This is a genomic window from Sorangium sp. So ce295 (assembly GCF_051527405.1).
GTDB lineage: Bacteria > Myxococcota_A > Polyangia > Polyangiales > Polyangiaceae > Sorangium > Sorangium cellulosum_B.
The window spans coordinates 1,215,432-1,238,386 of the sequence record NZ_CP150324.1 but is presented as its reverse complement, the minus strand read 5'-3'; the positions used below and the strand labels follow the sequence as shown (position 1 = coordinate 1,238,386).

Here is a 22,955-nt window from a genome sequence, read left to right as displayed (position 1 = left end):
GGCGCAAGGTCCCTGAGCCTCCCCGCGCCCCCGTCGCGGGCTCTACGGGCAAGCCGCGTTCGCGATCTCCACATCGTCGACGTTCCAGCTCGACACGGTATCGACGAAGGCTTCCCGCCCGATCTCGTAGCCGAAGCGGACGCGCAGGCCGGCGTTCTTGTAGGGCGTCAGATCATGGACGACCTTCGTCCAGGCCGAGTCGCGGACACCCGGGTACGCCCCCGACTCGAAGAGCACCTTCCAGCGGACGCCGTCGTAGACCTCGACACGGTTCGTCATGTGAGGCGTCTCATCGCTGTTCAGGAGGCGCCAGAACGTCAGGTACACGCCGCCCGCGACATCGGCGTTGACGACCGGGCTCGTCAGGTAGAAGTACGGGTGGACCCCGAGGGGCGCGTTCCCTCCGATGACCACGCCGGCCACCCCGTTGTCCGACGTCGCCGTGTGATCGAGCGCCGGATCGGCGTGCCCGTAGGTCTGCCCGGTTGAGGCCTTCGCCGCGCCGATCTGCCAGGTCGGACCGAGCTCCCACCCGGCCCCGTCGCTCTCGAACGTATCCCGGAAATAGACCACCGGCGCCGCCGCGGAGGCGCCGCCCTGACAGACGCCAGCCAGGCAGGACTCCCCCACGGTGCACGAGTCGCTGTCGACGCAGACCCCGCCGTCGGGAACCGGGCGCGCCGTGCACACCCCGGCCTCGCTGCAGACGCCGCGCGTGCAACCGACCGCCTGCGAGAGGCACGACTCCCCCGGGGTGGGGATGGAAATACAGGCGCCGCTCTCGTCACAGACGCCACGATTGCACTCGTCGGTCCCAGAGAGGCAGGCGCCGCCCGGTCCGATCGGCTCAGCATAGCAATTGCCAGAGCCCGGATCACAGGCGCCATCGTTGCACCCGACGCTCAGCGCGCTGCAGTCCTTCGGGACGCCCCCCTCGCAACGGCCGCTCTGGCAGGTCTTGCCGACCATGCAGAGATCGCCGGAGTCCGCGCACGGCGCCCCCTCGTTCCCCGGAACCGCCTCGCACGCACCGGTGGCCGGGTCGCACGCACCAACATGACAGGAGTCCGGTATGTGGAAGAAGAAGCAGTCCCGCGGCGTCCCGACGCAGGCGCCGTCCAGGCACGCCGCGTCGAGGAGACAGCGGTCTTCCGTCGCGCACGGGACCCCGTTCGCCCTCGGCTCCACCCCGCAGCGAGGCGCGCCGCCCGCGTCGACGCACGTGACCACGTGACAGGCGTCCGGCGCGAGGCCGCAGTCCTCCGGGGCCCCGCCCTGACAGACACCCTCCTCGCACACCTCGCCGACCGTGCAGGCGTCCCTGTCGTCACAGGGCTCCCCGCCCGCGCTGGGGACGAGCTCGCAATCACGCGTCGCCTCGTTGCAGACGGCCATGACACATTGCGAGGTCGGAACGAGCGAGCAGTCGATCCGGCACGGCGCGCCGTCCCCGCCTGCGCCGCCCCCGCCGCTCGAGACAGCCGCCCCGGCGGCGCCGCCGGCCCCCGCCGGGCCCGAGCTGCCCGCGGATGTCGCAGTCGAACAGCCGAGATCCGTCAGGGCGACAGCGGAAAGTACCCATGGAATCCACCTAGTCATGTTCGCCTCTTTCCAGCAAGCGTGACGCACCTCGTGGGAATTACGCGTCCTTCGCGGCTGCGCAAGGAAACATGATGTTCCGGCGCGCGAGCACCCGGAACGGTCGGCGCGATCAGCGACGAGCGAAGACGTCGGGCCCCGCCGCGCCGGCGCGCGCGCGAGACCGCGAGTGCGACGAGAGCCGCGACAAGCAACGAGAGCTGCGACAAGCGACGAGAGCCGCGACAAGCGACGAAAGAAGAGAGAGCAACGACAGCACGACACGAGCCGGGCTTACAAACCGGAGAGCCCCTATCGCGCCTCGATCGAGAACTGCATACACTGACGAGATCGTCTCGGAGCTCGGCCACCCCTCGATAGACAGACCACTTCGCGCGTGGAGCCCCGCGGCAGCGAGCCACGTCGCGCCCATTTTCAGAGGAGCGCAGAGATGTCCTTCCGACGTCATTTCGTGTTTGCCCCTTTCCTCGTCGCCGCCGGGATCGCGGCGCAGTCGAGCGGCTGCGCGGCCACCGAGGACGAGAAGCCGGCGAGGATCCCCCGGCCGGATGACGCCGCGAGCGGAGGCGGCGGCTCGTTCGGCGTGAGCAGCGCGAGCGGAGACACGTCGCTCGGCGAGGGGGGTGGGCTCGGCGGCGCCGGCGAGGGCGGCCTCGGGGAGGGGTCCTCCTGCGCCCAGGCGAGCGCGGAGGCCACGCTCCTGCCGCTCGATATGCTCATCCTGCTCGACCGATCCGGCAGCATGCTCGGCTCGAAATGGGTCGGCGTCACGAACGCGCTCTCGGCGTTCGTGACCGACGCCGCCTCGGCCGGGATGAACGTGGGGCTGACCTACTTCCCGCGGAGCAGCAATGGGCAGAGCGACTGCAACCACACGAGCTACGACGAGCTCGCGGTCGCCATCGGCGAGCTGCCGGTGAACACGCCGGAGCTCACCGCCTCCATCCAGAGCACCTCGCCGGGCGGCGGGACGCCCATGCGCCCGGCGCTCCAGGGGGTGCTCACGAACGCGACCGCCTACAAGGACGCGAACCCTTCCCACAAGGTGATCGTGGTGCTCGCGACCGACGGCGATCCCTCGGGCTGCTCCGGAAACACCGTCGCGAGCACCGCGGAGATGGCGCAGAGGGCCCTCCGCTACAACGGCGTCCAGACCTACGTCGTCGCGGTGCAAGGCTCGACGCTCACCAACCTGGACCAGATCGCCGCCGCCGGCGGGACGACCCGCGCGTTCGACGTCACGGCCGACATCACGGCGTTCTCGGCGAAGATGGCCGAGATCCGCGCGTCGGCGCTCCCGTGTGAGCTCCTCATCCCCGCGCCGCCCGCGGGCGCGGTCCTCGACACGAGCCGGGTCGCGGTCAGGTTCGCGCCCGAGGGCGCGAGCCCGCTGGAGGTCCCGAAGGCGGACGACGCGGCGGACTGCGGCACGGGGCCGGGGTGGTACTACGACGACGATGTGATCCCGAAGAAGATCATCCTCTGCCCCGCGTCCTGCACGACGGTGCAACACGAGGTGCGCGCGGAGCTCGACGTGCTCTTCGGGTGCGCGCCGACGCTGAACTGAGCCGCGCGGGCCCCTCCCCCGCCGCCCGCGCGGGGCTCACGGCCGCTTCGGCGCCGCCGTCTTCAGGGCGTCGAGCGCCGCGAGGAGCTCGGCCTCGGTGAAGGGGAGCCTCGCCAGGGCCGCCTGCTCGTCGGCGAGCGCGAGCTCTATCTCGCGCTGCGCGTCGCGGGCGCGGAGGACCCACGCCGACGACTCCCCGGTGCGGTCGCCGAGGCGCACGGTGCCGGCGAGCATCTTCTGCCCCTTCTCCAGGAGCACGCGGTAGCGCAGGCGCATCGCCCCCTCGAACAGCTGCCTCTCCCTCGGGGTGTCGGCGCTCCGCGGCGGCGGGACCAGCATCACGTCGCGGTGGAGCTCCTTGTAGAGCTGCCCGATGCGGTAACCCGCCATCGCCGACCAGTGGGCGTCGAGGCTGCGCATGGCCTCGGTGTAGGCGCTCTGCGCGTCGAGCAGCCCCTGGCAGCGGCGCTCGAGCGCCTCGGCGAAGCTCGCCGGCACCGGCACGAAGGTGATCGCCTCGCTCCGGCGCCGCCGCACCTCGCCGAGCGCGAAGCTCACCTGCGCGAGCTCGATCGGCGGCTTGCCGGACTCGCCCAGCCGGTGCTCCTCGATGAGATCGCGCGCGAGCGCGACCTGACGCGCCGCCTCCTCCACGAGATCCTGCTCGACCAGGCCGAGCGCGAGCGCGCCGCGCGCCTCGATCGCCTCCAGCACGCTCAGATCGGCGAGGCGGAGCAGGCGGCGCGACACCTCGACGAGCTCGGGCCACCGCTCGAGGGCGGCCGCCGCGCGCGCGAGCCGGAAGAGCGCGCCGCGCGCGACCGCGTGGTCCGGGAAGCGCTGCGCGACCTCGCGGTAGCGCTCGGCCGCGAGCGCGCGGTCGCCGAGCGCCTCGTGCGCGAGCCCGGCGTTGAACAGGCTCGGGGGCGCGACCTCGCCGCCCGGCGAGAGGCGGGCGAGCCGCTCGAACAGGGGCGCCGCCTCACGCGCCTTGTCGGCCAGGAGCAGCGCGCGCGCCCGCTCGAACTCCGCCGCGAGCTCGGCGTCCGAGTAAGGCGACACGACGACCGGCGCGAGCTCGACCGGCGCGCGTGCCGAGGCCGGCTGCGGCGATCGCGCCGGCGCCGGCACGTTGGCCTCCGAAGTGCATCCGCCCAGGACGACCGCAAGGGCCAGAAGGGCGACCGAGGTGGCGCAGGAAGTCGACATTGCCGGGGAAGAATAGCCTCACGCTCGAGGTTGTTCCGCAACGTGCATGGACGGAGCGTCCGGCCCGGCCGTCCGGGACACCGGTGGATCGCTGTACGCCGTAGGGCAATCCCTGACTACAAACGGCTGCTCTGTGAAATTGCAGAATGGCCTCGCCCGACAAAAAGCCTGCATGGATCCGCCATGTTGCGGTAATCTCGCATTCGTTCATCAGGCCGCTGTCTCGGCGTGTAGCTCGGTCGGCGGCGTTCTCCTCTCCAGCGACGATCAGAACGAGGGCTTCTGTTGTGGGCCCTCGAAGGCATCACGGCCCCGTTGTGGGGCCTTGGAGGTGGGCACATGAAGCATCAGATCATCTCTCCTCGCGCGGTGACTGGAATCGGCACGGAGCAGCGGCTGAGCATGGCGGAAGCGCGTCATCGCGAGCTCGACTCTCGCCTCAGGCAGCTGGGTCGACGGGCGTTCCTGACACCGGGGGAGAGAATGGAAGCTGCCCAGCTCAAGAAACGTAAGCTCGCCGCGAAGGACGAGATCGAATCCCTGCGCCGGCGGTTGTCGTAGCGAGCGACCCCTCGCCGACCGTCGATCCTGCCTGCGCCACACACGGCGCACCCCCCGCCCCTTTCCGTTCCATTCCAGACACCGCGCGCGCCCACGCAATGGGCCGCTCGCACGCTGCGCGCGTCGCACGGATCTGCGCGCGCTGCTGGGACGCGCGCGCACCCGATCGCCACGGCGGACGTGCCGGCGGGGACGCGCGCACGCAATGCGATGCTCGCACCCGAGTCGATGCCCGCGAGGCGCGACGAGCGGGGACGTCAGCGCGCGGCGGTCAGAGCGTGGGCGCCGACGGCTCCGACTCCGACGGCGGCTCCTCGGGCGACGCGGGAGCGTCGGACGCCGGCGCGGCGCCCCCCTCGGGCAGCGCCTCGGCGCCGCCGTACACGTCGCGGTTGAGGTCCGCGAGCGTCTCGGTCAGGCGGTTCTTCTGCTCGCTGGTGATGCCGCCGGGGGCCAGCTTCTCGGTCGCCGCGGCGAGCCCGAGCCAGTGGCGCGCGTTGTCGCGGTAGCCCTTGCGCGGATCGGCGACGCCGGTGCCCTGCGGCGCGAGCTCGGCCAGCCGGTAGTCCGTCATGCCCCGGAGGTAGGCGTACTGCGCCCGCTCCGGGACCGAGAACGAGTCCTGATCGTGCTCGAGCACCCGGAACAGCGCCAGCGCCTGCTCGAACCGGTTCGCCTCGTAGTGGCTGCGGGCGCGATCGAGATCCTGCGTGTAGGTCGCGCAACCCGACGCAAGGGCGAAGGACGAGAGAAGAAGGACGCACGGGACCAGGCGGCGCATGCGCGCAGGGTATCCCCCGTGTCGCCGGGCGATCAAGCACGAAGGCAGCGCGCCACACACCACGCGCCGCGCCGGCCGCTGACGCGCGCCGCGCGGCGCTCGGCATCCGGCGGATCGCTGTCAGCGCAGGAGCGTCGCGGCGAGCACGCCGCTCACCGCGAGCAGCGCGATCGCCAGCAGGACGACCGCCCAGACGAGGCCGCGCGCGGGCGCAACAGGGCGCGCGGCCGCGACCGCGCCCGGCCCCGTCGCCGGCGACAGGGGGGCGACCGGGGGCTGCGGTGCAGCCGGGGGCTGCGGCGCAGCGGCGACCGGCGCCTGCCCGGCGCTCGAGGGCAAGGCCACCGTGTCGCCCGTCTCCCACATCCCGGCGGGGGGGCGCACGGCCGAGGGCGGCTTGCCCTCCGGGAGGCCCGCGGAGGAGCCGCGATCCATCGAGTCGGCGACGCCCGACGCCACCATGAACGCCTCGGAGAGCTCCCGGGCCGAGGCGAAGCGCGCGTCCGGCTCGACGGCGAGCGCCTTCCGCATCCAGGCCTCGATCTCCACCGGGATGCCAGCGTCCGGCGCCGCCGCGGACAGCGCGGGCGGGGGCGTGCCCAGGATCTTGGCGATGAGCGGCCCGAGCGCCGGGGCGGTGAAAGGACGTTCCCCCGTGAGACACTCGTAGACCACGACGCCCAGGGACCAGAGATCGGACCGGTGATCGACGCTCTTCAGGCCTTTCGCCTGCTCCGGGCTCATGTAGTAGGGCGTCCCGAGGAGCGCCCCCGTGCGCGTGGGATCCATGCCGGTGATGGCGAGCGCGTCTGTCACCTTCGCCACGCCGAAGTCGAGGATCTTGACGATCTCCCCATCATCCTCGCGCGCGATAAAGAGGTTCTCCGGCTTGATGTCGCGATGGACGAGCCCGACCTCGTGGGCGCGCGAGAGGGCGCGGCAGACGTGAGAGACGATCGTCGCCGTCTCCGCCGGCGTCAGGCGCCGGCGCGCGGAGAGGCGATCGCGCAGGCTCTCGCCCGCCAGACACTCCATCGCGATGTACGGTAATCCATCGTCGGTGAGGCCATGGTCGAGCACCTTGACCACATGGGCGCTGCGGATCCGCGCCGCGATCTGCGCCTCACGGTCGAAGCGCGCCCGGGCGGTCGCGTTCTTCGCGGTCTCGACGTCGATGAGCTTGATGGCCACCGGCGTGCGCAGCGACAGGTGCTCTGCCAGCCACACCGAGCCCATTCCGCCCCTGCCGAGGAGCCGGGCAAGGCGGTACTTCCCGGCGATACGTTGACCTTCCATGGCGCGGGAGCAGGGTAACGCGGGGCGCGCTCGCCGTCAGTACGGGAGTTGATCGACGATCCCCCGCGCTTGCATCGTCGGCGCCGACGGCGGCGGCGGGGTCGCCGATGTCGTCGGCGTCGTCGATGTCGTCGATGTCGCCGGCGCCTTCAGCGTGCCAGAGAGCGCGCTCGGTGAGGGCCGCCTGGACGACGACGCAGCGGACGGCGCGACGCCCGCGACCGCAGGCGCGTCCCGAGCGGGAGGGGGCGGAGCGGGCGAGCTCGGCATGGATGCTGGCGGCACCGCGGCCGCCGCGGGCGGCGGCTCCACCGCCGCTTCCGCCGAGGCGGGGACCGGAGCGGCAGGCCCGTTCAGCGGCGGGGGGCGGAGCGCAGCGAGCGCCGCCACGAAGGCCACCGCGAGGAGCGCCGCGAACGCGAACGCCCTCTTCAGCGATCTCGTGCGCCCGCCGGGGGCCGCGAGGGCCGGAGGCGCCCCGACGGCTCCCGAGCTCGGGGACGCGGCGAGCGGCGCGAGCGCGCCGACGACCTTGCCTCCCGCGAGCGCGCCCGCCGACGTGGGATCGGTGTAGCGACCGAGGACCTCGACGAGCGGCCCCAGATCGTCGAGCCGATCCTCACGCCGCTTTTGCAGGCAGCGGTCGAGCACCCCGGCGACGTCCGCGGGCAGGTCGGGCACGGCCGAGCGGATCGACGGCACCTCGCGCTGCAGGAACGCCGTGTACATCTCGCCGAGGTTCTCGAACTCGAGCGGCCTCCGGCCGGTGAGCGCCTCGAAGAGGATGACGCCCATCGCCCAGATGTCGGCGCGATGATCGATGTCCTTCTCGCTCATCGCCTGCTCGAACGACATGTAATGAGGCGTCCCGAGGATCGAGCCGGTGCTCGTGTTGCCTCCCTGCGTCTCCGAGCTGATGGAGGTCGGGTCGAGCACCTTGGCGATCCCGAAGTCCAGCACCTTGGGCACGCACCCGCCGGCCTGCGGCTCCGAGAGGAAGATGTTGTCCGGCTTGAGGTCGCGGTGCACGATCCCCTTCTCGTGCGCGGCGCGGAGCGCAGAGGCGACCGGCACGAGGAGGCGCGCCGCCTCGTAGAGCTGCAGGGCGCCCCTGCGCTTGCGCAGCCCGGAGAGCGGCTCGCCGCGGAGCAGCTCCATGACCATCACGGGCGTGTGGTCCTCCTCGAAGACGTCGAGCACCTCGATCACGTTCGGGTGCTGGATCGCGGTCGCCGCCTTGGCCTCGCGGAGGAAGCGCCGTGTCTGCGCGGCGTCGGCGGCGCCGCGGATCATCTTGAGCGCGACGTCGCGCCCGGTGCCGACGTTCCTGGCCGCGTACACCTCGCCCATCCCGCCGCGGCCGATGAGGCGCTCGATCCGGAAGCGCCCGGCGATGATCTTGCCGGCCGGGAGGGAGCCCTGGAGATCGTCCGACACGAGCGGCAGCGTACCGTGGTTCACGGCCGGACGCAGCGGTTCGCGGTCGCCGGCCGGCCCCGATCCGCGGCAGCGCGGTCACATCGGCTGCGCGCAGCGGAAGCCGGTGGCCGGGTTGAACGCCGACGCCCTCTCATGGCTGCGCGCTGTGGCCCGGGCTCCCAGCTTGTAACCCGACCAGGAGCTCCCGCGATAAGAGAAGGCCGGCGCCGCGCCGGGGGCTGGCTCGCGACACACCGGATCGACGAGGAGCGGCCCGCCCGACTGCCAGCAAGGCGCGGCGTAGGGAGCGAAGGTGTCGGCCACCCACTCGGACATGCTCCCTGCGAGGTTCCGGATGCCAAGGGCGGTCACGTCGCTCGGAGCGCCTCCGGCGACAGGCCCCCAGGGCACCGGCGCGTCGAGCGGGCGACAGCCGGAGTTCTCGAACACCTCCTGGTCGGCCTCCCCGCTGCCCCGGCCCCTGCCGAGGAGCGCCATCGCGCAGAGATCCCCGCCGTTGCCCCAGGGATAGGCGGTCTCGTCATCGAGGTTGCCGGCCGCGTACTCCCATTCCGCCTCTGTGGGGAGCCGCTTTCCAAGCGCGGAACAGGCCTCCTCCGCGAGCGCGTGGGTGATGCAGTTGACGGGCAACGCGTCGTTCGCGCCGTCGGACCCGCCGAGGTACGTGCAAGCGCCCAGATCCGACCCCGGCGCGTCGATGTCCCTGGCAATGGGCGCTGATCGGATCTGCCCTGTCGCCACGAGTTCCCGGACCGCGCCCACGGTCACCTCGTCCGCGTCGAGGGCGAACGCGCCGAGCTGCACGAGGCGCTCGGGCTGGCTCAGCTCGTCGAGATCGATGGTGTATCCGGGTCGCGGCGTCCCGAGAAGGAACACCCCTCCGGGCACACACACCATCCCCGCCGGCGCCGGCCCCTGGCAGGGTACCGGGGCCGCGCTCGGCCAGGAGCCGGGCTCGGGCCGGGCGTCGACCTCGGAGAGCAGCGGGAGCACCGGCTCCGGCGCGAGCGCGCCCGCCTCCGGGTCGCAGGTCGCGCGCTGCTCGGGGAGGCTCGGGACGCCGAAGCAGCGCATCGACAGATCGAGGGCCACGTGGGTCTCGCCGTCGAGCGGCGGGAGCCTGGCCACGGCGTCGATCAAGGCCGGACCGCGGGGAAGGCCGTCGGGGCCCGCCTGCTCGGCCCGGTAGAGCCGCGCGCGGACCCGCACGGCGGCGCCTTCCTCCCGCGGGACCACGCCGAAGCTGACAGGCAGGCTGTCCGGCCCATCCACCCCGATGAGCCGCATGCACCCGGTGCAGGTCGCGCCCTCGCCCATCACTTCGAGCAGCAGGTGATCGCCGAACCGGGGCGCCGGGGCGTCCGTGGAGACGCTGACGAGCCACTGGCGAGGCTCGGGCTCGCACGCCGAGAGCGCCGACAGCAGAAACCCCGCGGCCGCGAGCGCCGTCGACAGGCCACGAGCCGTCACGGCGCACCTCCCGCGTAGACGCACCGGAAGCCGTGCAGCGAGTCCAGGACATCGCCTCTCCGGAACGCGGGCCTCGTGTTCGCGGGGCCGCTGGCCCAGTCTCCACCGCGGGAGGCGTGCGCGTTGATGCCGGCATCGTCGCAGCGGGGCTCGACGAAGATCCCGGGCGCGCTCCAGCAGCCCTCTCCGTACGGAACCAGCTTGTCGGCGCACAGCTCGCTCAGGCTCCCGCCGAGATCCAGGACGCCATCCCTGGAGCTGTCGCCCAGGCCACCGCACGTCGCCGAGGGCCGATGCGAGCCGACCTCCTCCGGCCCCGGATCGCCAGGGCACAGCGTCCCCCGCCCGGCGCTCGCCGTGCAGCACGCGGGAGACGCGTCACCCCAGGGATAGATCCGCCCCTGCCCTCGACCCCGCGCGGCGTGCTCCCACTGCGCCTCCGTCGGCAGATCACCGCCGCTCACTCTGCACGCCTCCCGGGCAAGGCGCCACGAGATGCAGTTGAGGGGATATCCATCGTTCGCTCCGTCGGCCGCGCCAAGCCAGCGGCAGTCTGCGAGCCCCACCCTGCTCGGATCAGGCCCGGCGAGGTCATCCCCCTCGGCGTGAAGGAGCCCCTCGTTCAGCAGCGCACGGAGACGGCCGACCGTGAACTCCGTCCTGTCCATGAAGAACGGGCCCACATGAACCGGCCGCGGCGGCACGACCGAGACATAGCTCTGCTCGTCGACGCCGGCGAGCTCGGCCTGGCCGATGACGCTGAAGCCGCCGGGGATGCAGATGGCATCGGCGCCCTCGGGCGCGGCGCCGCAGGGGACCTCCCGCGCGCGCGACCACGTGCCGGCGCGCGTCGCGCCCATCTCTGCCCCTGATCCGACGAGGACCCCCTCCGATGGGGCCGCCGTCCACCTGGAGGCATCGATGCATGTGCGCGGCGGCTTGCGCAGCGACGCGGGCACGCCCAGGCAGTCGGCCGAGAGCGTGAGTTGCACCGTCACCACGCCAGACGTCGGGAGCGCGACCTCGATCAGCCGGTCGATGGCGGCCTCTGGCGGAGGATCGATGGTCGAGAACCCCCTCCCCTCGATGGAGTCCTCACCCCGCGTCGCGACGGCGCCGCGGAACGCCCGGATGCGCAGGCGGAGCACGGCGCTCCCCTCCTCCGGCGCGGCCACCCCGAAGGAGAACGGCCAGGACGAAGGGTCCGGCAGGACGAAGTTCGCCGTGCAGTCGACGTCATCGATGCAGCCGGGGCGCCACGCGCCGTCGAACCCGTCGATGCGCACCGTATCGATGACCGCCTCCGGCGAGATGGAGGGGTCTGCCAGGAGCTGCGCGGCGACCGGCGCGTCGGTGTCCACGACGACGAGGAGCTGCGGTCGCTCTCGCTCGCCGCAGGCGCCGGAGAGCCCCGCCGCAGCGAGCACGACGAGGATCGAGAGCGCGCGTGTCGGTTCGACCACCTGCCGCCTTTCGCCTTTCTCGTTGCCGCCCGACAGGACCCAGGGGTAGTCTCCTCGCTATCATCGAGGAGGGGCGAGGCCAAGAGGGTTCTTTCGCTTCTTCACGCGATTCACGCGATTCACGGGATTCACGCGATTCACCCGAACATCGCTCTGCCGCTCGCGAGGAGGTTGTATGTCGTGGGTCACCCGGCCAGTGCTCGCCGCGCTCTCCGTAGCCATCGCGGCGGCGCTCTCCCCCGCGTGCGACGGCGATTCCCCATCCGAGGATCCGGGAGCGGCGGCGAGCACGGGATCGGGCGGCGACGGCGGTGGCGGCGGTGATGCCACGTACGGCGCGAGCGCGTGCGGTACGTGCGTGGAGCAGGCAGCGTGCTTGTCCCAGGTGAACGCTTGCGCGGCCGACCCGGGCTGCGCCGCCTACCTCGATTGCCTCGACGCTTGTCCGCTGGGCCCAGGTGGGGACGCGGACATCACGTGCGAGCAGGCGTGCCCGCCCGTCACCGGATCTCTTGGCCAGAGCGCGAAGCAGGCCTTCATCGACTGCCGCCTCGCCGGCCCGGGCGCGGAGTGCGCCGGTTGCGGTCAGATCCCCGCCCCGACAGACCCGGATTTCAACCAGACGTGCTCGCCGTCGACGGATCCGAACACCTGCTACAAGTGCGAGGACGAGCGCTGCTGCGAGACCTACCAGGCTTGCAGAGACGACCAGGATTGCCAGGACCTGGTCACGTGCGTCAAGGCGTGCGCCGAGGACCCGGATGACGCGGCCTTCTCGCCCTGCGAGAGCGCGTGTTACCAGGCGCACGCCGCCGGCTACGTCGCCTACAGCCACCGGATGGCGTGTATGCAGTACTTCTGCTTCGACGACGACGCTTGCGGCAACGAGCCGCTGGACCCCTGTGTCAAGTGCCAGAACCTGCACTGCGCCGATGAGATGGCGGCTTGCCAGCACGAGATCGAGTGTGCGTTGCTGGACAACTGCAAGGTCCCGTGCGACGTCGCGGACCAGGCCTGTCTCATGGAGTGTGACGCGATGTTCCCGGACGCGGTGGCGACCCACGAGGCCGGGCTCGATTGCGCGCTCGCCCACTGCGAGATCGCTTGCGGCGGGACGGACTGACGGGGTGGTCAGGGACGAGGGGTACGATGCGGACACGATGGATCCTGGGTGGCCTGGTCGTGGCGGCGGTCGATCTCTCGACGGCCGGGCGCGCGCGCGCCGAGGCGCCGACCCCTGCGGCGGCGCCGGCAGAGGCGGCGGTCGATGAGCGCACCGCGCGCGGCAGGGCGGCGTTCCTGCTCGGCGTGCAGCGATCGAAGGACGCGCAGTGGGGCGAGGCGCTCGCCGCCTTCGAGGAGGCGGCGGCGGCGCGGGACGCGCCCATCGTCCAGTACAACATCGGCTTCTGCGAGCGCGCCCTGGGCCGCTACGTCGCCGCGCGCCGCACCTTCCGCCGCGTTCTCGCGGGCACCGAGGGCCTGGCGGCCGCGCAGATCGACGACGCGAGGGCGTTCGTCGCCGAGCTGGATCAGCTCGTGGTCCGGGTGGCGGTCACGCTGGATCCCCCGGGCACCCCGCTGACCGTCGACGGGCGCGCGCTCCGGCTGGCCACCGACGACGGGACCCGGGTCTTCGTGACGCTCCCCGGGTCCGAAGGGCGCGCGGCGGCGCCGGTGGAGAAGAGCTTCACCGTGGAGCTCGACCCCGGGGTCCACCTCTTCCGCGCGGCGCGGCCAGGGCGCCAGGATGCCTTCGTCCAGAAGACCTACCGGCCGGGGGAGAAGGCCACGCTCGATCTGCACCTGGACATCCTCCCCGCGCGCGTGGCCGTGCGCGCGGAGCCGGCGCAGGCGCTCGTGCGTGTGGACGGCCGCGAGGCCGGGCTCGCGCCCATCGACCTCGAGCGGCCGCCGGGGAAGTACAGGATCGAGGTGGTGCGGGACGGTTTCGAGACGTACGCGGCGACGCTCGATCTGCACGCGGGGCAGCGGGCGGATCTGACGGCCAAGCTGATCCCGGTGCGGCCGTCGCTGTGGACGCGGTGGTGGTTCTGGACGGGCGCGGCCGCGGTGGTGACGGGAGGCGTGGTGCTGACGTACGCGCTGACGCGGCCGGAGCCGGACTACAACGGGGGGAGCCTGAACTGGGTCGCGGAGCCGGCGGCGATCAGGTGGTGAGCGGCGTCGGGCGCGCGAGGCGCCCAGATGCCAGGGCCGCCGTGCTGCGCGCGAGGCAACCGAGCGGCGCATGTACGGTGGGGCAGCTAGAAAGGCCCGACAACGGTGTCCGCACCGTGTCGCTGCACGAGGTCGACGCGGTTCTCGAGACCACGGCCAGCGAGGCCGCCGAATGACCGGAAGGCGGCTCTACCTACTCGCAAGACGCTATGGGGAAGGTCCGAGTGACTACAACTTTCTCTTGCCGCCCCTCGTTGGGCGGAGGGGAAGAAGGAAAGATTCACAGGGAGGCGGGGAGGCGGGGAGGCGGGGAGGCGAGAGATGGGGATCAGTCGTTCAAGCCATCAGGCTCGGCGCCGACTGCTTCGGGCGGCATCGATGCGGGGCGGCCGGTGGTGCTGGGGTGGCCGTCTTCGGTGCGACATCGGGAGAACCGGACAGCCTCGGCATCGCGGCGTACCAGGCGTCGGATCCCGCGGCGGAGCACCGGCGTGTTGAAGTTGACGAGCAACCCGACGTCCAGGTGCGTCAGCTTCAGGTATGTGAGCACCTGAGCTTCATAGACGGGCAGCAAGTGCTCGACGGCCTTGAGCTCCAGGATGAGCTTCTCCTCGACGACAACGTCGAGTCGATAGCCACACTCGAGCGTGGCCCCCTTGTAGGTTACTGGAAGTGGCTTTTGCCTCGCGAAGCCTAAGTCCATGAGCGACAGTTCACGACACAAGCATTCTTCGTAGGCAGACTCCAGGAGCCCGGGACCGAGGTGGCGGTGCACCTCGATGCACGCTCCGATGACTCGCTCGGACAGATCCCACAATCTTCTCGTTTCCCTGTCACCCCGTGCCGAATCCATGCTCATGCCTATATATCGACGCAAAACCAGATCTGGTTGCGCGAATTGACGTCAGCGGGAACCACCCCGCAAACGAGCGACCTGAAAACAGTCAACCCCAAGCAAGCAGCCTCGAAGAATGGCCCGCCTCTCGCCTCTCCACCTTGGTCTATATATATCTCTCTCCTCCCCGCCTCCCCGTCTCCCTGTGTAATCTCTCTTTCTCTGTCTCCCTCCCAACAAGCTGCTGCTGCTGCCGACCGCGCTTCGCGCGGCGGCACACCGGCAAGACGATCGACGGCTGTCCTCGCTCGCCTTGTCGCTATATTTCCCGGCGCCTGCGATGTCGAGACCGAGGCGCGGATGCTGGTCGATACCGAGGTCTTCCGGCCCTGGCTCGGTAGCGGCGCGCAGTCAGCGCTCCCCGCCGAGCCAGAACGCGAGGCCGATCCCAAGCTGGCGCTGGGGCGGCTCTTGAAAGAAGGAGGGATGAGACGAAAGCCCGAGCGCCTCTACCGCTTGTTCGGCGAAGAGGTCAGCCTCGAGGCGCTGCGAGCACTGCCGGCTTTCCAGCACTTCGAAGCCGAGCTCACCGAAGCAGTCCGCGTTGTCGCGCGCTCGCAGGGATGGCCCCACTGAGCTCCACCCCGGCTCACCCCCCGAGCCGCCTCCCGAGGAGCCGCGCGGCGAGCTTCCGCAGCCAGTCCGCCCGCCGCGCGTCGGGCGCGACGAGCCGCCCCGTGCGCGCGGCCTCCAGGATCGCCGCCGTCTCCGGCGTCGGGTCGGCGCACGCCTGCAGCACCCGGAAGACCGTCGCGTCCTCGTGCGCGACGCCCGCCTCCTCCACCCAGGCGTCCACCGACGCCGCGAACGCAGGATCCCCGGGGAACGGCTGCTCGACCGCGTTGTTCGGGCCGAGCCCGTTGATGCCGCTGATCACGAGGTCCTTGCGATCCTTGTAGGTCAGCCCCGCGAGCTCCTCGGGCAGCAGCGGGCGGCCGATCCAGATGTCCTGCACGCCCATGCCGAGCGGGAACTCGAGCCGCCGCTCGAGCGGCTCCGGCGGCAGCGCGCCGGAGAAGCGCACCGGCACCACCGGGACGCCCACCGCGAGCGCCATGTCGATGAACGAGCCGCTCATCTTGCGCACCGGCGTGCGGCACTCGAGCGATCGCGTGCCCTCGACGTGCACCATCACGCCCTTGCCGGCCCCCTGCATCTCGGCCCCGAGCTCGGCGATGATGGTCCCGAGCGACGCCTTGTCCTCGCGATCGAAGTACGTGATCACCTTCGGATCACGCGCGCCTGGGTACGCGAAGCAGTGCGCGAGCATGGTGCCGAGCCACGTCGTCCGGTGCTCGGCCTTGGCCAGCGTGACCGTCGAGACCTCCGTCAGGCCGGACACGGCGATGCCGAACAGCAGCGACTCCACGCCGACCTGGTGGTTGCCGAGGTAGAGCAGGCTCCGGCCCTGCACGGCGCGGAACGCCTCGGGATCGACGACGTGCACCCGCCGGATGAACCGCTCGATGAGGCCGAAGTAGAGGTCCTCCGCCGGCCACCGGCCGATGCCCATGGCCGCGCCCCAGTAGCGGCGGACAGGCGCGATGTCGATCACGGGCGGACCCGCGTCGCGGACCACGACCTCGGAGCCCTCGCGCGCCACGGTGAACGGCCAGCGCGTGAGCGGCTGCGCCGAGGAGACACCGGCGAGGGACACGGTCGACGGGTGCACGCCAGCGCGCCGCGCGACGTGATCCTTCACGGCCGCCGCCTCGACGAGGTCGCCCGACGCGGCGTAGAGCTGCGCCACGGTGCCGGGCATCCAGTCCATCGTGCGCACGTCGGCGGGGCTGCAGCGCGCCTCGCCCGACGTGGCATCGATGCGCGAGACGCCGAGGTCGACCGGCGCGCGATCGCGCAGGAACGCCCGGCGGATCCCGGGAGGCGCGCCGCCGATCGGCCCCTGCGGGAGCAGCACCTCGACCAGCCGGAGCTCCAACCAGACGCGCTCTCCCGCCGCGGACCCGGCCTGCGCGATGGCCTGCACCCGGAACGAGACGAAGCGATCGTCACGGCCCTCGTAGCGCACCTCCACGCGCACCGGCGACTCGGGCGCCGGCCCGTACAGGCGGAGCGACGGGATGCGCGACGGGAACGCGATCTGGGCGGGCGGGCACGCTGGATCCCACAGCGACAGCCGGTCGTGCGGGATGGTGTGGGTCAGCGCGTCGAGCATGCCCTGGTGCAGCGTGCCGGGAGGCACCGAGCCCCTCGCAGGGTCCAGCACCGCCGATGACCCGCGCGCGCCGAGGCGGAGCGCTGTCAGGTACTGGAACGCCGGGCCGTGGAACAGCGTCCCCGCGACGTACGGATCGTCCGCCTCCGGCGCGTCGAGCGCCGGCTCCGGCGCCGGGGCGGGCGGGTAATCACGAGCCACCCGCACGCGGCCGGTGCACACGGGCTCGAACCGCGAGAGCGCCGGGTTCGATGCCTCGCGCCACGCGAGCAGCCGGACGTCGAGGACGTCGCCCGATCCGGTCGCCTCGGCCTTGACGCGCACCGGCCCCGGCACGGGCAGCCAGCGCTGCACCACCACGTCCTCCACGGCCACGACCACGCTCCCCGGGCGCGCCCGCAACGCGGCGCCGGCCAGCCGGTCGACCATGCTCATCCCGGGGAGCGCCGGAACCGTCCACGTGGGGCGGTGGTCCGCGACCCACCCATCCGGGTCCAGCACCTCCTCGACGTCGTCGAGCGTCGGCGCGGCCTTCGCCGCGGGCTGCTCCTGCGGACGCAGGCGCGGGCTCCCGCCCACGGCGCCCGGGAGCGAGGCGAGGCTGCGCGCGCTCGCGCGCGGGTCGAAGCCGACGTCGCGCCGCGCCCGCGGCGAGGCGCCGTCGACGATCCGCACGCCGAGCGTCGCGCCGTAGATGCGCAGGCCGTCCACCCAGAGGTAGGACTCGGCGATGACATAGGGCCCGCGATCGTCGCGGCCGACCTCGAGGATGTCGGTGTCGACAGTCACCCGCCGGCTGGCCGGCAGCACCTGGCCCCGGTACCGCCAGGAGTGCTCGTGCCCCGTCATCACAGGCTCGAACCGCGGGTCGCGGAGGCCCGCGTGGAGGTCCTGGTGCAGCATCCAGAACTGGATCGTCTGCAGCATCGCCTCGATGCCGAGCGAGCCAGGCTGCACGGGATCGCCGAGGAAATGGGCCTTGAAGAACCACTCCGACGCGTGCACGTCCCGCCGCGCGCGGAGCCGGCCGAGCCCCTTCCGGCCGCCGGCCTGCCACAGGCCGTCGATCCGGTCGATCATCAGCAGCGACGGCCGCGCGAGCCCGAGCTTGCCCCCGCAGTACCGCGCGGGGCGCTCGCGGAGATCGACCTCGAAATCGGACGGCTCATCGAGCGCGGCGACCTCCTCGGGCCTCGGCGGGATCCCGATCTGCGTCGCGAGCGCGGCCTTCGGGAAGAAGCCGAACACCGTGTCGAGGTCGTACACCCGCGCGCCATCGAGGCTGCACTCGACCCGGAACGAGAGGATGATCATGCCGCCCGAACGGGACATGTTCGTGAGCCGCGATTTGGTGCGCAGCGCGCTCACTGCCGGCGCCGGCGCCGGCAGGACCTCGGCGTGCAGCGTGCCCTTGCCGTCGAGGTTGCGGAAGTACAGCGCGCCGTCGGTCGAGAGCGCGCAGCCGGCGTAGCTCGCGAGCCAGCCGCACGTCTGGAGCGCGGCCTCGAGCACCACCGCGAACGGCATCGTGAGGCTCGCGTTCTCGTCGAAGTACCACGCGTCCTCCGGGACGTCGTACTCGACCTCGACCTCGGCGCCGGCCTTCATCGACGCCATGGGGCGAGAGACCGACAGGACCCGGCTCATGAAGTGGTACGGCGGGCCCGGGAGCCGGGCGACGTGCTGGCCCCCGTCGAACCTGCGGTAGAGCGGGCCGAACGCGTCCGACGGCCTGCCCCAGGCGCACGAGAGCAGGCTCCGGTAATCGAACGGGAAGCCGCCGGCGTCCGCGTGTCCCGCCGAGACGGCGCCGTCCGGCGGCGGCGCGCCCGTCTCGGACCAGGGGACGCGCGCGACCGGCACCGGCTCGACGTGGCCGTCGAGCAGCTCGGGGGCGCTCGTCATCGGCCAGTCGGGGCTGAGGCGCAGGCCCACGCGGCGGGCGTGGAACGCCTTGAGGCCGTCGACCGTGCACAGGAAGTCGGCGAACACCGTCGGGCACGGGCCGTCGTGGACCTCCTCGACGAACACCTCGTACGTGAGCACGCGGCTCGTCGGGACCACCTGGCCGCGGCAGCGGAGCAGGTACGGGATCTCCGGCACGGGCTCGAAGCGGAAGCCGTCCGCGTCCGCCGTGAAGCCCATGGCCGCCATGTAGAACGCGAGCGCCTGCAGGCAGCCCTCGAACATGAGCGTCCCCGGCATGCAGGGGTCGTCCTTGAAGTGGCCCTCGAAGTACCAGCCGTCCTTCGTGATCGGCAGCGTGGCCCGGAGATAGCCGCGCTTCCACGGGCCGCCCGCGGGGTCGAACAGGTCGACGCGATCGAAGAACAGCATGGGCGGGGCGCTGATCCGCGGCGTCCTGACGTGGGTGCTCAGACGATCGAAGCCGGGGCCGAACGCCGCCGCGCCGTCGCCGGCCGCGAACGCGAGGAGGTCGGCCCGGTCGAACGCGGACTTCCGGCACGCGATCCGGGGCGGATCGAGGCGGGCGGTCGTCGCGTGCTCGGCGGTGTCCGCGTCCCAGAGGACGCCCCCGGAGCTCGCGAGCTCCTCGTCGGTGAAGAAGCCTGCCTGGCCCTTGCGCGTCTTCAGGCGCAGCTCGCCGCCGATCCGGCAGTCGTAGTGGAAGAAGAACAGGCGGACGTCGCCGTGCTTCGCGTGCCCGTCCACGTGGATGTCGTAGACGAGCGTGTCGCCCGGGCGCGGCAGGCCGCCGTAGAAGGTGAGCTCGCAGCCGAGCAGGCGGTAGACGCGCTCGCCCTTGTTCTCGAAGTCCGCGCCGAGCCAGCTGATGAGCAGCAGGTCCGCCTGGCCGCTCTCGATCATGACGCCGGCCGGCATCGCGCCGTCGTGCAGGTACCAGGAATCCCACCGCACGTCGGTCTCGGTCCACATCGTGCCGAGCTTCATCGTGCCGGGCTCGGCGTCGATCCCGGTGACCCGATCGGCGAGCAGGAGCGGCGGCATGGGCATGCGCACCTGGCGGCGATAGGCGTCCTGCCGGGCGAAGAGCGGGCCGAACACGTCGGAGATCCGGCCCGAGGCGAGGTGCTCGAGCTGCTCGCGGCTGAACCGGGGGCCGCGAGGCGCGGCGGAAGGCGCCGCAGAGAGCTCCGGCTGGGCGGACGGGCGCGACGCAGGCGACGGCGGGTACTGGTCAAATTTGAACAGGGAGGCGGGGAGGCGGGGAGAAGAATCGGAGTAACTCTCCCCGTCTCCCCGTCTCCCTGTGATCTTTCTCGTGTGAAGTTGACCACCACCCGACGGCGCGGCGGAGGGGCGCGGCGGCTCGACGACAGGCGGCGGTTCAACGACGCGCGGCGGCTCGAACGGACGCGGCGCCTCAGCGCGGGCGAGCTGCGGCAACTCGGCGCGGGCGAGCTGCGGCGCAGCGGCGGAGCGCGGCGCCTCGATGCGGACCGGCGCGGCGTGGGGCACCTGCGCCAAGGGGGTCTCGACCACCACCGCGACCCCGCCCGACGACGCCTGCACGAGCGAGTCCAGCGCGCGCTGCCGCATCTGAAGGAACCGGCGGTGGACCTGGGCCTGCTGCTCCGCCCACTCCTTGTGGATCTGCGCAAGCTGCACGGTGAACGCCGCGGCGCCGGCGATCACGTCGCCCGGGATGTCCACGGCAGCGGCCGCGACGACGGCCGGTCCGACCGGCGGCGGCTCCTCTGCGAGGCTCGCGGCGACGGCCGTGACGACCGCCGGCCCGACCGGCGGCGGCTCGTCCCAGGACGGCGCGCGATCCGCGTCGGCGGCAGAGAACCCCGTGGGCCCGGGGTACAGCGGCGGCAGGTCGTCGAGAGCGGACGGCAGAGGCGGCGCAGGTTCCATGGAGTCTCCGGGGGATGAACAGGAGGCCGCGCCGGGCACGACGATCGCCGGCGGGTGGGCGGGGAGCGTCAGCGTCGGCCCCTCCGCCGATCGCGGCGGCGGGAGCGGCGCGGCGGGGCCGCCGGCCCCGATGCGGACCGACAGCGAGCCGCCGCCGAGGCCGGCGCAGCGGACCTCGGCGACCCGGATCTCGTCGGACCACGGCGCCCCGTCGGGCTTGCGGCCGTGACGGCAGGCGAGCACCGCGGCGGCCACGTGCAGCAGGCCCGAGGCCGCGTGCGCGTGGCCGAACCGCGGCGCGAGATCCGTGGACGACAGCACGAGGCCAGGGTCGGCCGGCTCGTCCACGACCACGGCCAGGACCGGGTGCCGCTGCCGGACGGCGTCGTCGAGGCGCTCGAGCACGAGCACCACGGCGGCGTCGCCGGGGGGCAGGCGGACGCCGAGCGCCTCGAGCGCGGCCGCGTGGGCGGCCTCGCACGAGAGATCCACCGCGCCGACGATCGCCGCGTCCACCGCGCCGGCGCGCAGGGCGCGGGACGCGACGCGCAGCGCCCAGGGGCCGGACAGCTCCTCGGCCGCGATCGTGAACGACGGCCCACCGACGTCGAGCTGGCTGTTCAGCCGGTTCGCCGGGATGTTGGGCATGTTCCCGACGACGCCCGCCGCCTGCAGCGCAGGGATGATCGCGTCCTGGAGCGCGCCGACGTCGACCGACGGACCGAGCCGCGCCGGCGCCGTCTCGGCGAGCCGCCATCGCGTCATGTACCGGCACACCTCGGTGTCGGCGCCCATGCCGATCAGCACGGCGGTGCGATCGCGCGGCAGCGCGAGGCCCTCGGTGGCCTCGATCGCCGCCTCGAGCAGCAGCGTCTGCTGGGCGAGCGCCTGCTGCAGATCGCGCGGCGGGAACCGGAGCCGATCCGCGGGCAGCGCGACCGCCGCCCGGCGGGGATCCGCGCCGCGGCCCGAGAGGAGCGGCTCCGCGAAGGCCCGGACGCCGCTGAGCTCACCGACGCACAGGCCCATGGCCACCACGGCCAGGGGGCCCGCCGGCGCGGGGCGCCCGGCGTCGACAGGGCGCGAGGCCGCCGCGGCGGCCTGCGGCGCGGCGTGGGCCGCGCGGCCCCTCGGCGAGGACGGCTCGTACGCCTCGACGAGGAGGTGGGCGTTGTTCCCGCCGAACCCGAACGCCGACAGGCCCGCGAGCCGCCGCCCCTCCCACGGCTCGGCGCGCTGCAGCACCCGGAAGGGGCTCGAGGCCACCGCCTCGCTCAGCGGATCGGCGTGCAGCGTCGGCGGGCGGACGCCGGCCGCCATGGCGCCGAGCAGCTTGAGGAGCCCGGCCGCGCCGGCCGTCGTGACGAGGTGACCGAGGTTCGACTTGAGCGAGCCGAGCGGGACGTCGCGGGAGCCGAACACCTCCTTGAGGGTCGCGATCTCGGTCGCGTCGCCGAGGGGCGTGCCCGTCGCGTGGCACTCGAGCAGCGACACCTCGCGGGGATCGAGGCCCGCCATGGCGTACGCGGCCCGCATCGCGCGCAGCTGGCCCTCGACGGAGGGCGCCAGGAGGCCGCGGCCGCGGCCGTCGTTCGACAGGCCGATCCCGCGGATCACGCCGAGGATCGACCTGCCCGCGGCCTCCGCGTCGGACAGGCGCTCCAGGACCACGAACGCCGCGCCCTCCGCCGGGACCAGGCCGTCGGCCTCCGACGAGAACGGGCGGCTCTGCCCGGTGCGGCTCATGGCCGACAGCGCGCAGAACCCGATGTGCATGAAGAGGTCGTCCGAGCGGCACACCGCGCCTGCGAGCATCCGGTCGACCTCGCGGTCCTGCAGCCGCTCGCAGGCGAGCGCGATCGCGTACAGCGACGACGCGCACGCGGCGTCGAGCGCGAACGCCCCGGCCCCGAGGCCGAGCACGTCGGCCAGCAGGTGGGCGGGCAGCCCCGACATGAACCGGTTGCGCGGATCGGGCCGCGGGACGCCGGCGAGATCGCCGAGCCACGTCGACTCGACCCACGCCGACATCGCCGACGACGGGAAGGAGAGGTTCCCGAGCACCGCGCCCGCGCGGTCGGACCGGCCCTCGTGCCCCGCCTCGCGCAGCGCCTCGCGGCCCGCGTGGAGCACCCACTGGAAGAGCGGGTCGAGCGCGAGCAGGGACTCGGGCGGCCCGCCCCGCCGCGGGAACGGGTCGCTGGCGAGCACGCGGCGGAAGTGCTCGTCGAACCCGGTGACGTAGCCGCCGCGGTCGCTCCACGCGCGGTCCTTCGCGTCGCGCACGTCGCGCGCGCCGCGCGCGGGAAGCCCCTCCTGCGCGAGCGCGCGCTCGCGCGAGAGGCGCCAGCGGCCGTCGGGCGCGGCGGACAGGAGGTCCCGGCCGGCGAGCACGTTGTCCCAGAGGGCCGCGGGGTGGAGCGCGCCCGGGAGGACGCACCCGCGGCCGACGATCGCGATGGGCTCGAACACGC

14 protein-coding genes are annotated in these 22,955 nt (G+C 72.7%); 5 read left to right on the top strand and 9 right to left on the bottom strand.

Features of this window, described 5'->3' with window-relative positions:
• Nucleotides 1–42: 42 nt before the first annotated feature.
• Complete coding sequence (locus WMF11_RS04630) at nt 43–1,395, bottom strand: hypothetical protein (RefSeq protein WP_437549701.1); 1,353 nt, start codon at nt 1,393–1,395, stop codon at nt 43–45.
• Nucleotides 1,396–2,029: 634 nt separating this feature from the next.
• Between WMF11_RS04630 and WMF11_RS04625 the strand changes: the two genes are divergently transcribed.
• Entirely contained in the window at nt 2,030–3,166 is a 1,137-nt protein-coding gene (locus WMF11_RS04625; RefSeq protein ID WP_437907180.1) for a vWA domain-containing protein, read from the top strand.
• Nucleotides 3,167–3,202: 36 nt separating this feature from the next.
• On the opposite strand, the gene WMF11_RS04620 is transcribed toward WMF11_RS04625, so the two are convergent.
• Nucleotides 3,203–4,375: a tetratricopeptide repeat protein gene (locus tag WMF11_RS04620; RefSeq protein ID WP_437976569.1), complete on the bottom strand. Its 1,173-nt coding sequence runs from the start codon at nt 4,373–4,375 to the stop codon at nt 3,203–3,205.
• Nucleotides 4,376–4,714: 339 nt separating this feature from the next.
• On the opposite strand from WMF11_RS04620, the gene WMF11_RS04615 reads away from it, so the two are divergent.
• Complete coding sequence (locus WMF11_RS04615) at nt 4,715–4,936, top strand: DUF465 domain-containing protein (RefSeq protein ID WP_437549698.1); 222 nt, start codon at nt 4,715–4,717, stop codon at nt 4,934–4,936.
• A gap of 271 nt (nt 4,937–5,207) precedes the next feature.
• Here WMF11_RS04615 and WMF11_RS04610 read toward each other — a convergent pair whose 3' ends face one another.
• The 5 genes from WMF11_RS04610 to WMF11_RS04590 all read right to left on the bottom strand — a co-directional run bounded on the left by WMF11_RS04610 (nt 5,208) and on the right by WMF11_RS04590 (nt 11,386).
• A complete protein-coding gene (locus tag WMF11_RS04610) occupies nt 5,208–5,717 on the bottom strand; it encodes a hypothetical protein (RefSeq protein ID WP_437907178.1) in 510 nt (169 codons plus the stop codon).
• A 120-nt stretch (nt 5,718–5,837) separates the two neighbouring features.
• A complete protein-coding gene (locus tag WMF11_RS04605; protein WP_437976568.1) occupies nt 5,838–7,013 on the bottom strand; it encodes a serine/threonine-protein kinase in 1,176 nt (391 codons plus the stop codon).
• Nucleotides 7,014–7,049: 36 nt separating this feature from the next.
• Nucleotides 7,050–8,474: a serine/threonine protein kinase gene (locus tag WMF11_RS04600; protein WP_437976567.1), complete on the bottom strand. Its 1,425-nt coding sequence runs from the start codon at nt 8,472–8,474 to the stop codon at nt 7,050–7,052.
• A 54-nt stretch (nt 8,475–8,528) separates the two neighbouring features.
• A complete protein-coding gene (locus WMF11_RS04595) occupies nt 8,529–9,923 on the bottom strand; it encodes a formylglycine-generating enzyme family protein (protein ID WP_437976566.1) in 1,395 nt (464 codons plus the stop codon).
• On the bottom strand, nt 9,920–11,386 hold the full coding sequence (locus WMF11_RS04590; protein WP_437976565.1) for a formylglycine-generating enzyme family protein: 1,467 nt from the start codon (nt 11,384–11,386) through the stop codon (nt 9,920–9,922). The genes WMF11_RS04595 and WMF11_RS04590 overlap by 4 nt, the downstream gene beginning before the upstream one ends.
• 175 nt (nt 11,387–11,561) lie before the next feature.
• On the opposite strand from WMF11_RS04590, the gene WMF11_RS04585 reads away from it, so the two are divergent.
• On the top strand, nt 11,562–12,509 hold the full coding sequence (locus WMF11_RS04585; protein ID WP_437976564.1) for a hypothetical protein: 948 nt from the start codon (nt 11,562–11,564) through the stop codon (nt 12,507–12,509).
• Nucleotides 12,510–12,535: 26 nt separating this feature from the next.
• Nucleotides 12,536–13,567, top strand: a complete 1,032-nt coding sequence (locus WMF11_RS04580) for a PEGA domain-containing protein (RefSeq protein ID WP_437976563.1) — start codon at nt 12,536–12,538, stop codon at nt 13,565–13,567.
• A gap of 328 nt (nt 13,568–13,895) precedes the next feature.
• On the opposite strand, the gene WMF11_RS04575 is transcribed toward WMF11_RS04580, so the two are convergent.
• Complete coding sequence (locus WMF11_RS04575) at nt 13,896–14,420, bottom strand: GxxExxY protein (RefSeq protein WP_437976562.1); 525 nt, start codon at nt 14,418–14,420, stop codon at nt 13,896–13,898.
• Between the two features lie 342 nt (nt 14,421–14,762).
• Here WMF11_RS04575 and WMF11_RS04570 point away from each other — a divergent pair, with 342 nt between their 5' ends.
• The gene (locus WMF11_RS04570; protein ID WP_437976561.1) at nt 14,763–15,038 is read left to right on the top strand and encodes a hypothetical protein; all 276 of its coding nucleotides are present in this window, start codon (nt 14,763–14,765) and stop codon (nt 15,036–15,038) included.
• Nucleotides 15,039–15,051: 13 nt separating this feature from the next.
• On the opposite strand, the gene WMF11_RS04565 is transcribed toward WMF11_RS04570, so the two are convergent.
• Entirely contained in the window at nt 15,052–22,953 is a 7,902-nt protein-coding gene (locus WMF11_RS04565) for a beta-ketoacyl synthase N-terminal-like domain-containing protein (protein WP_437976560.1), read from the bottom strand.
• Nucleotides 22,954–22,955: the final 2 nt, after the last annotated feature.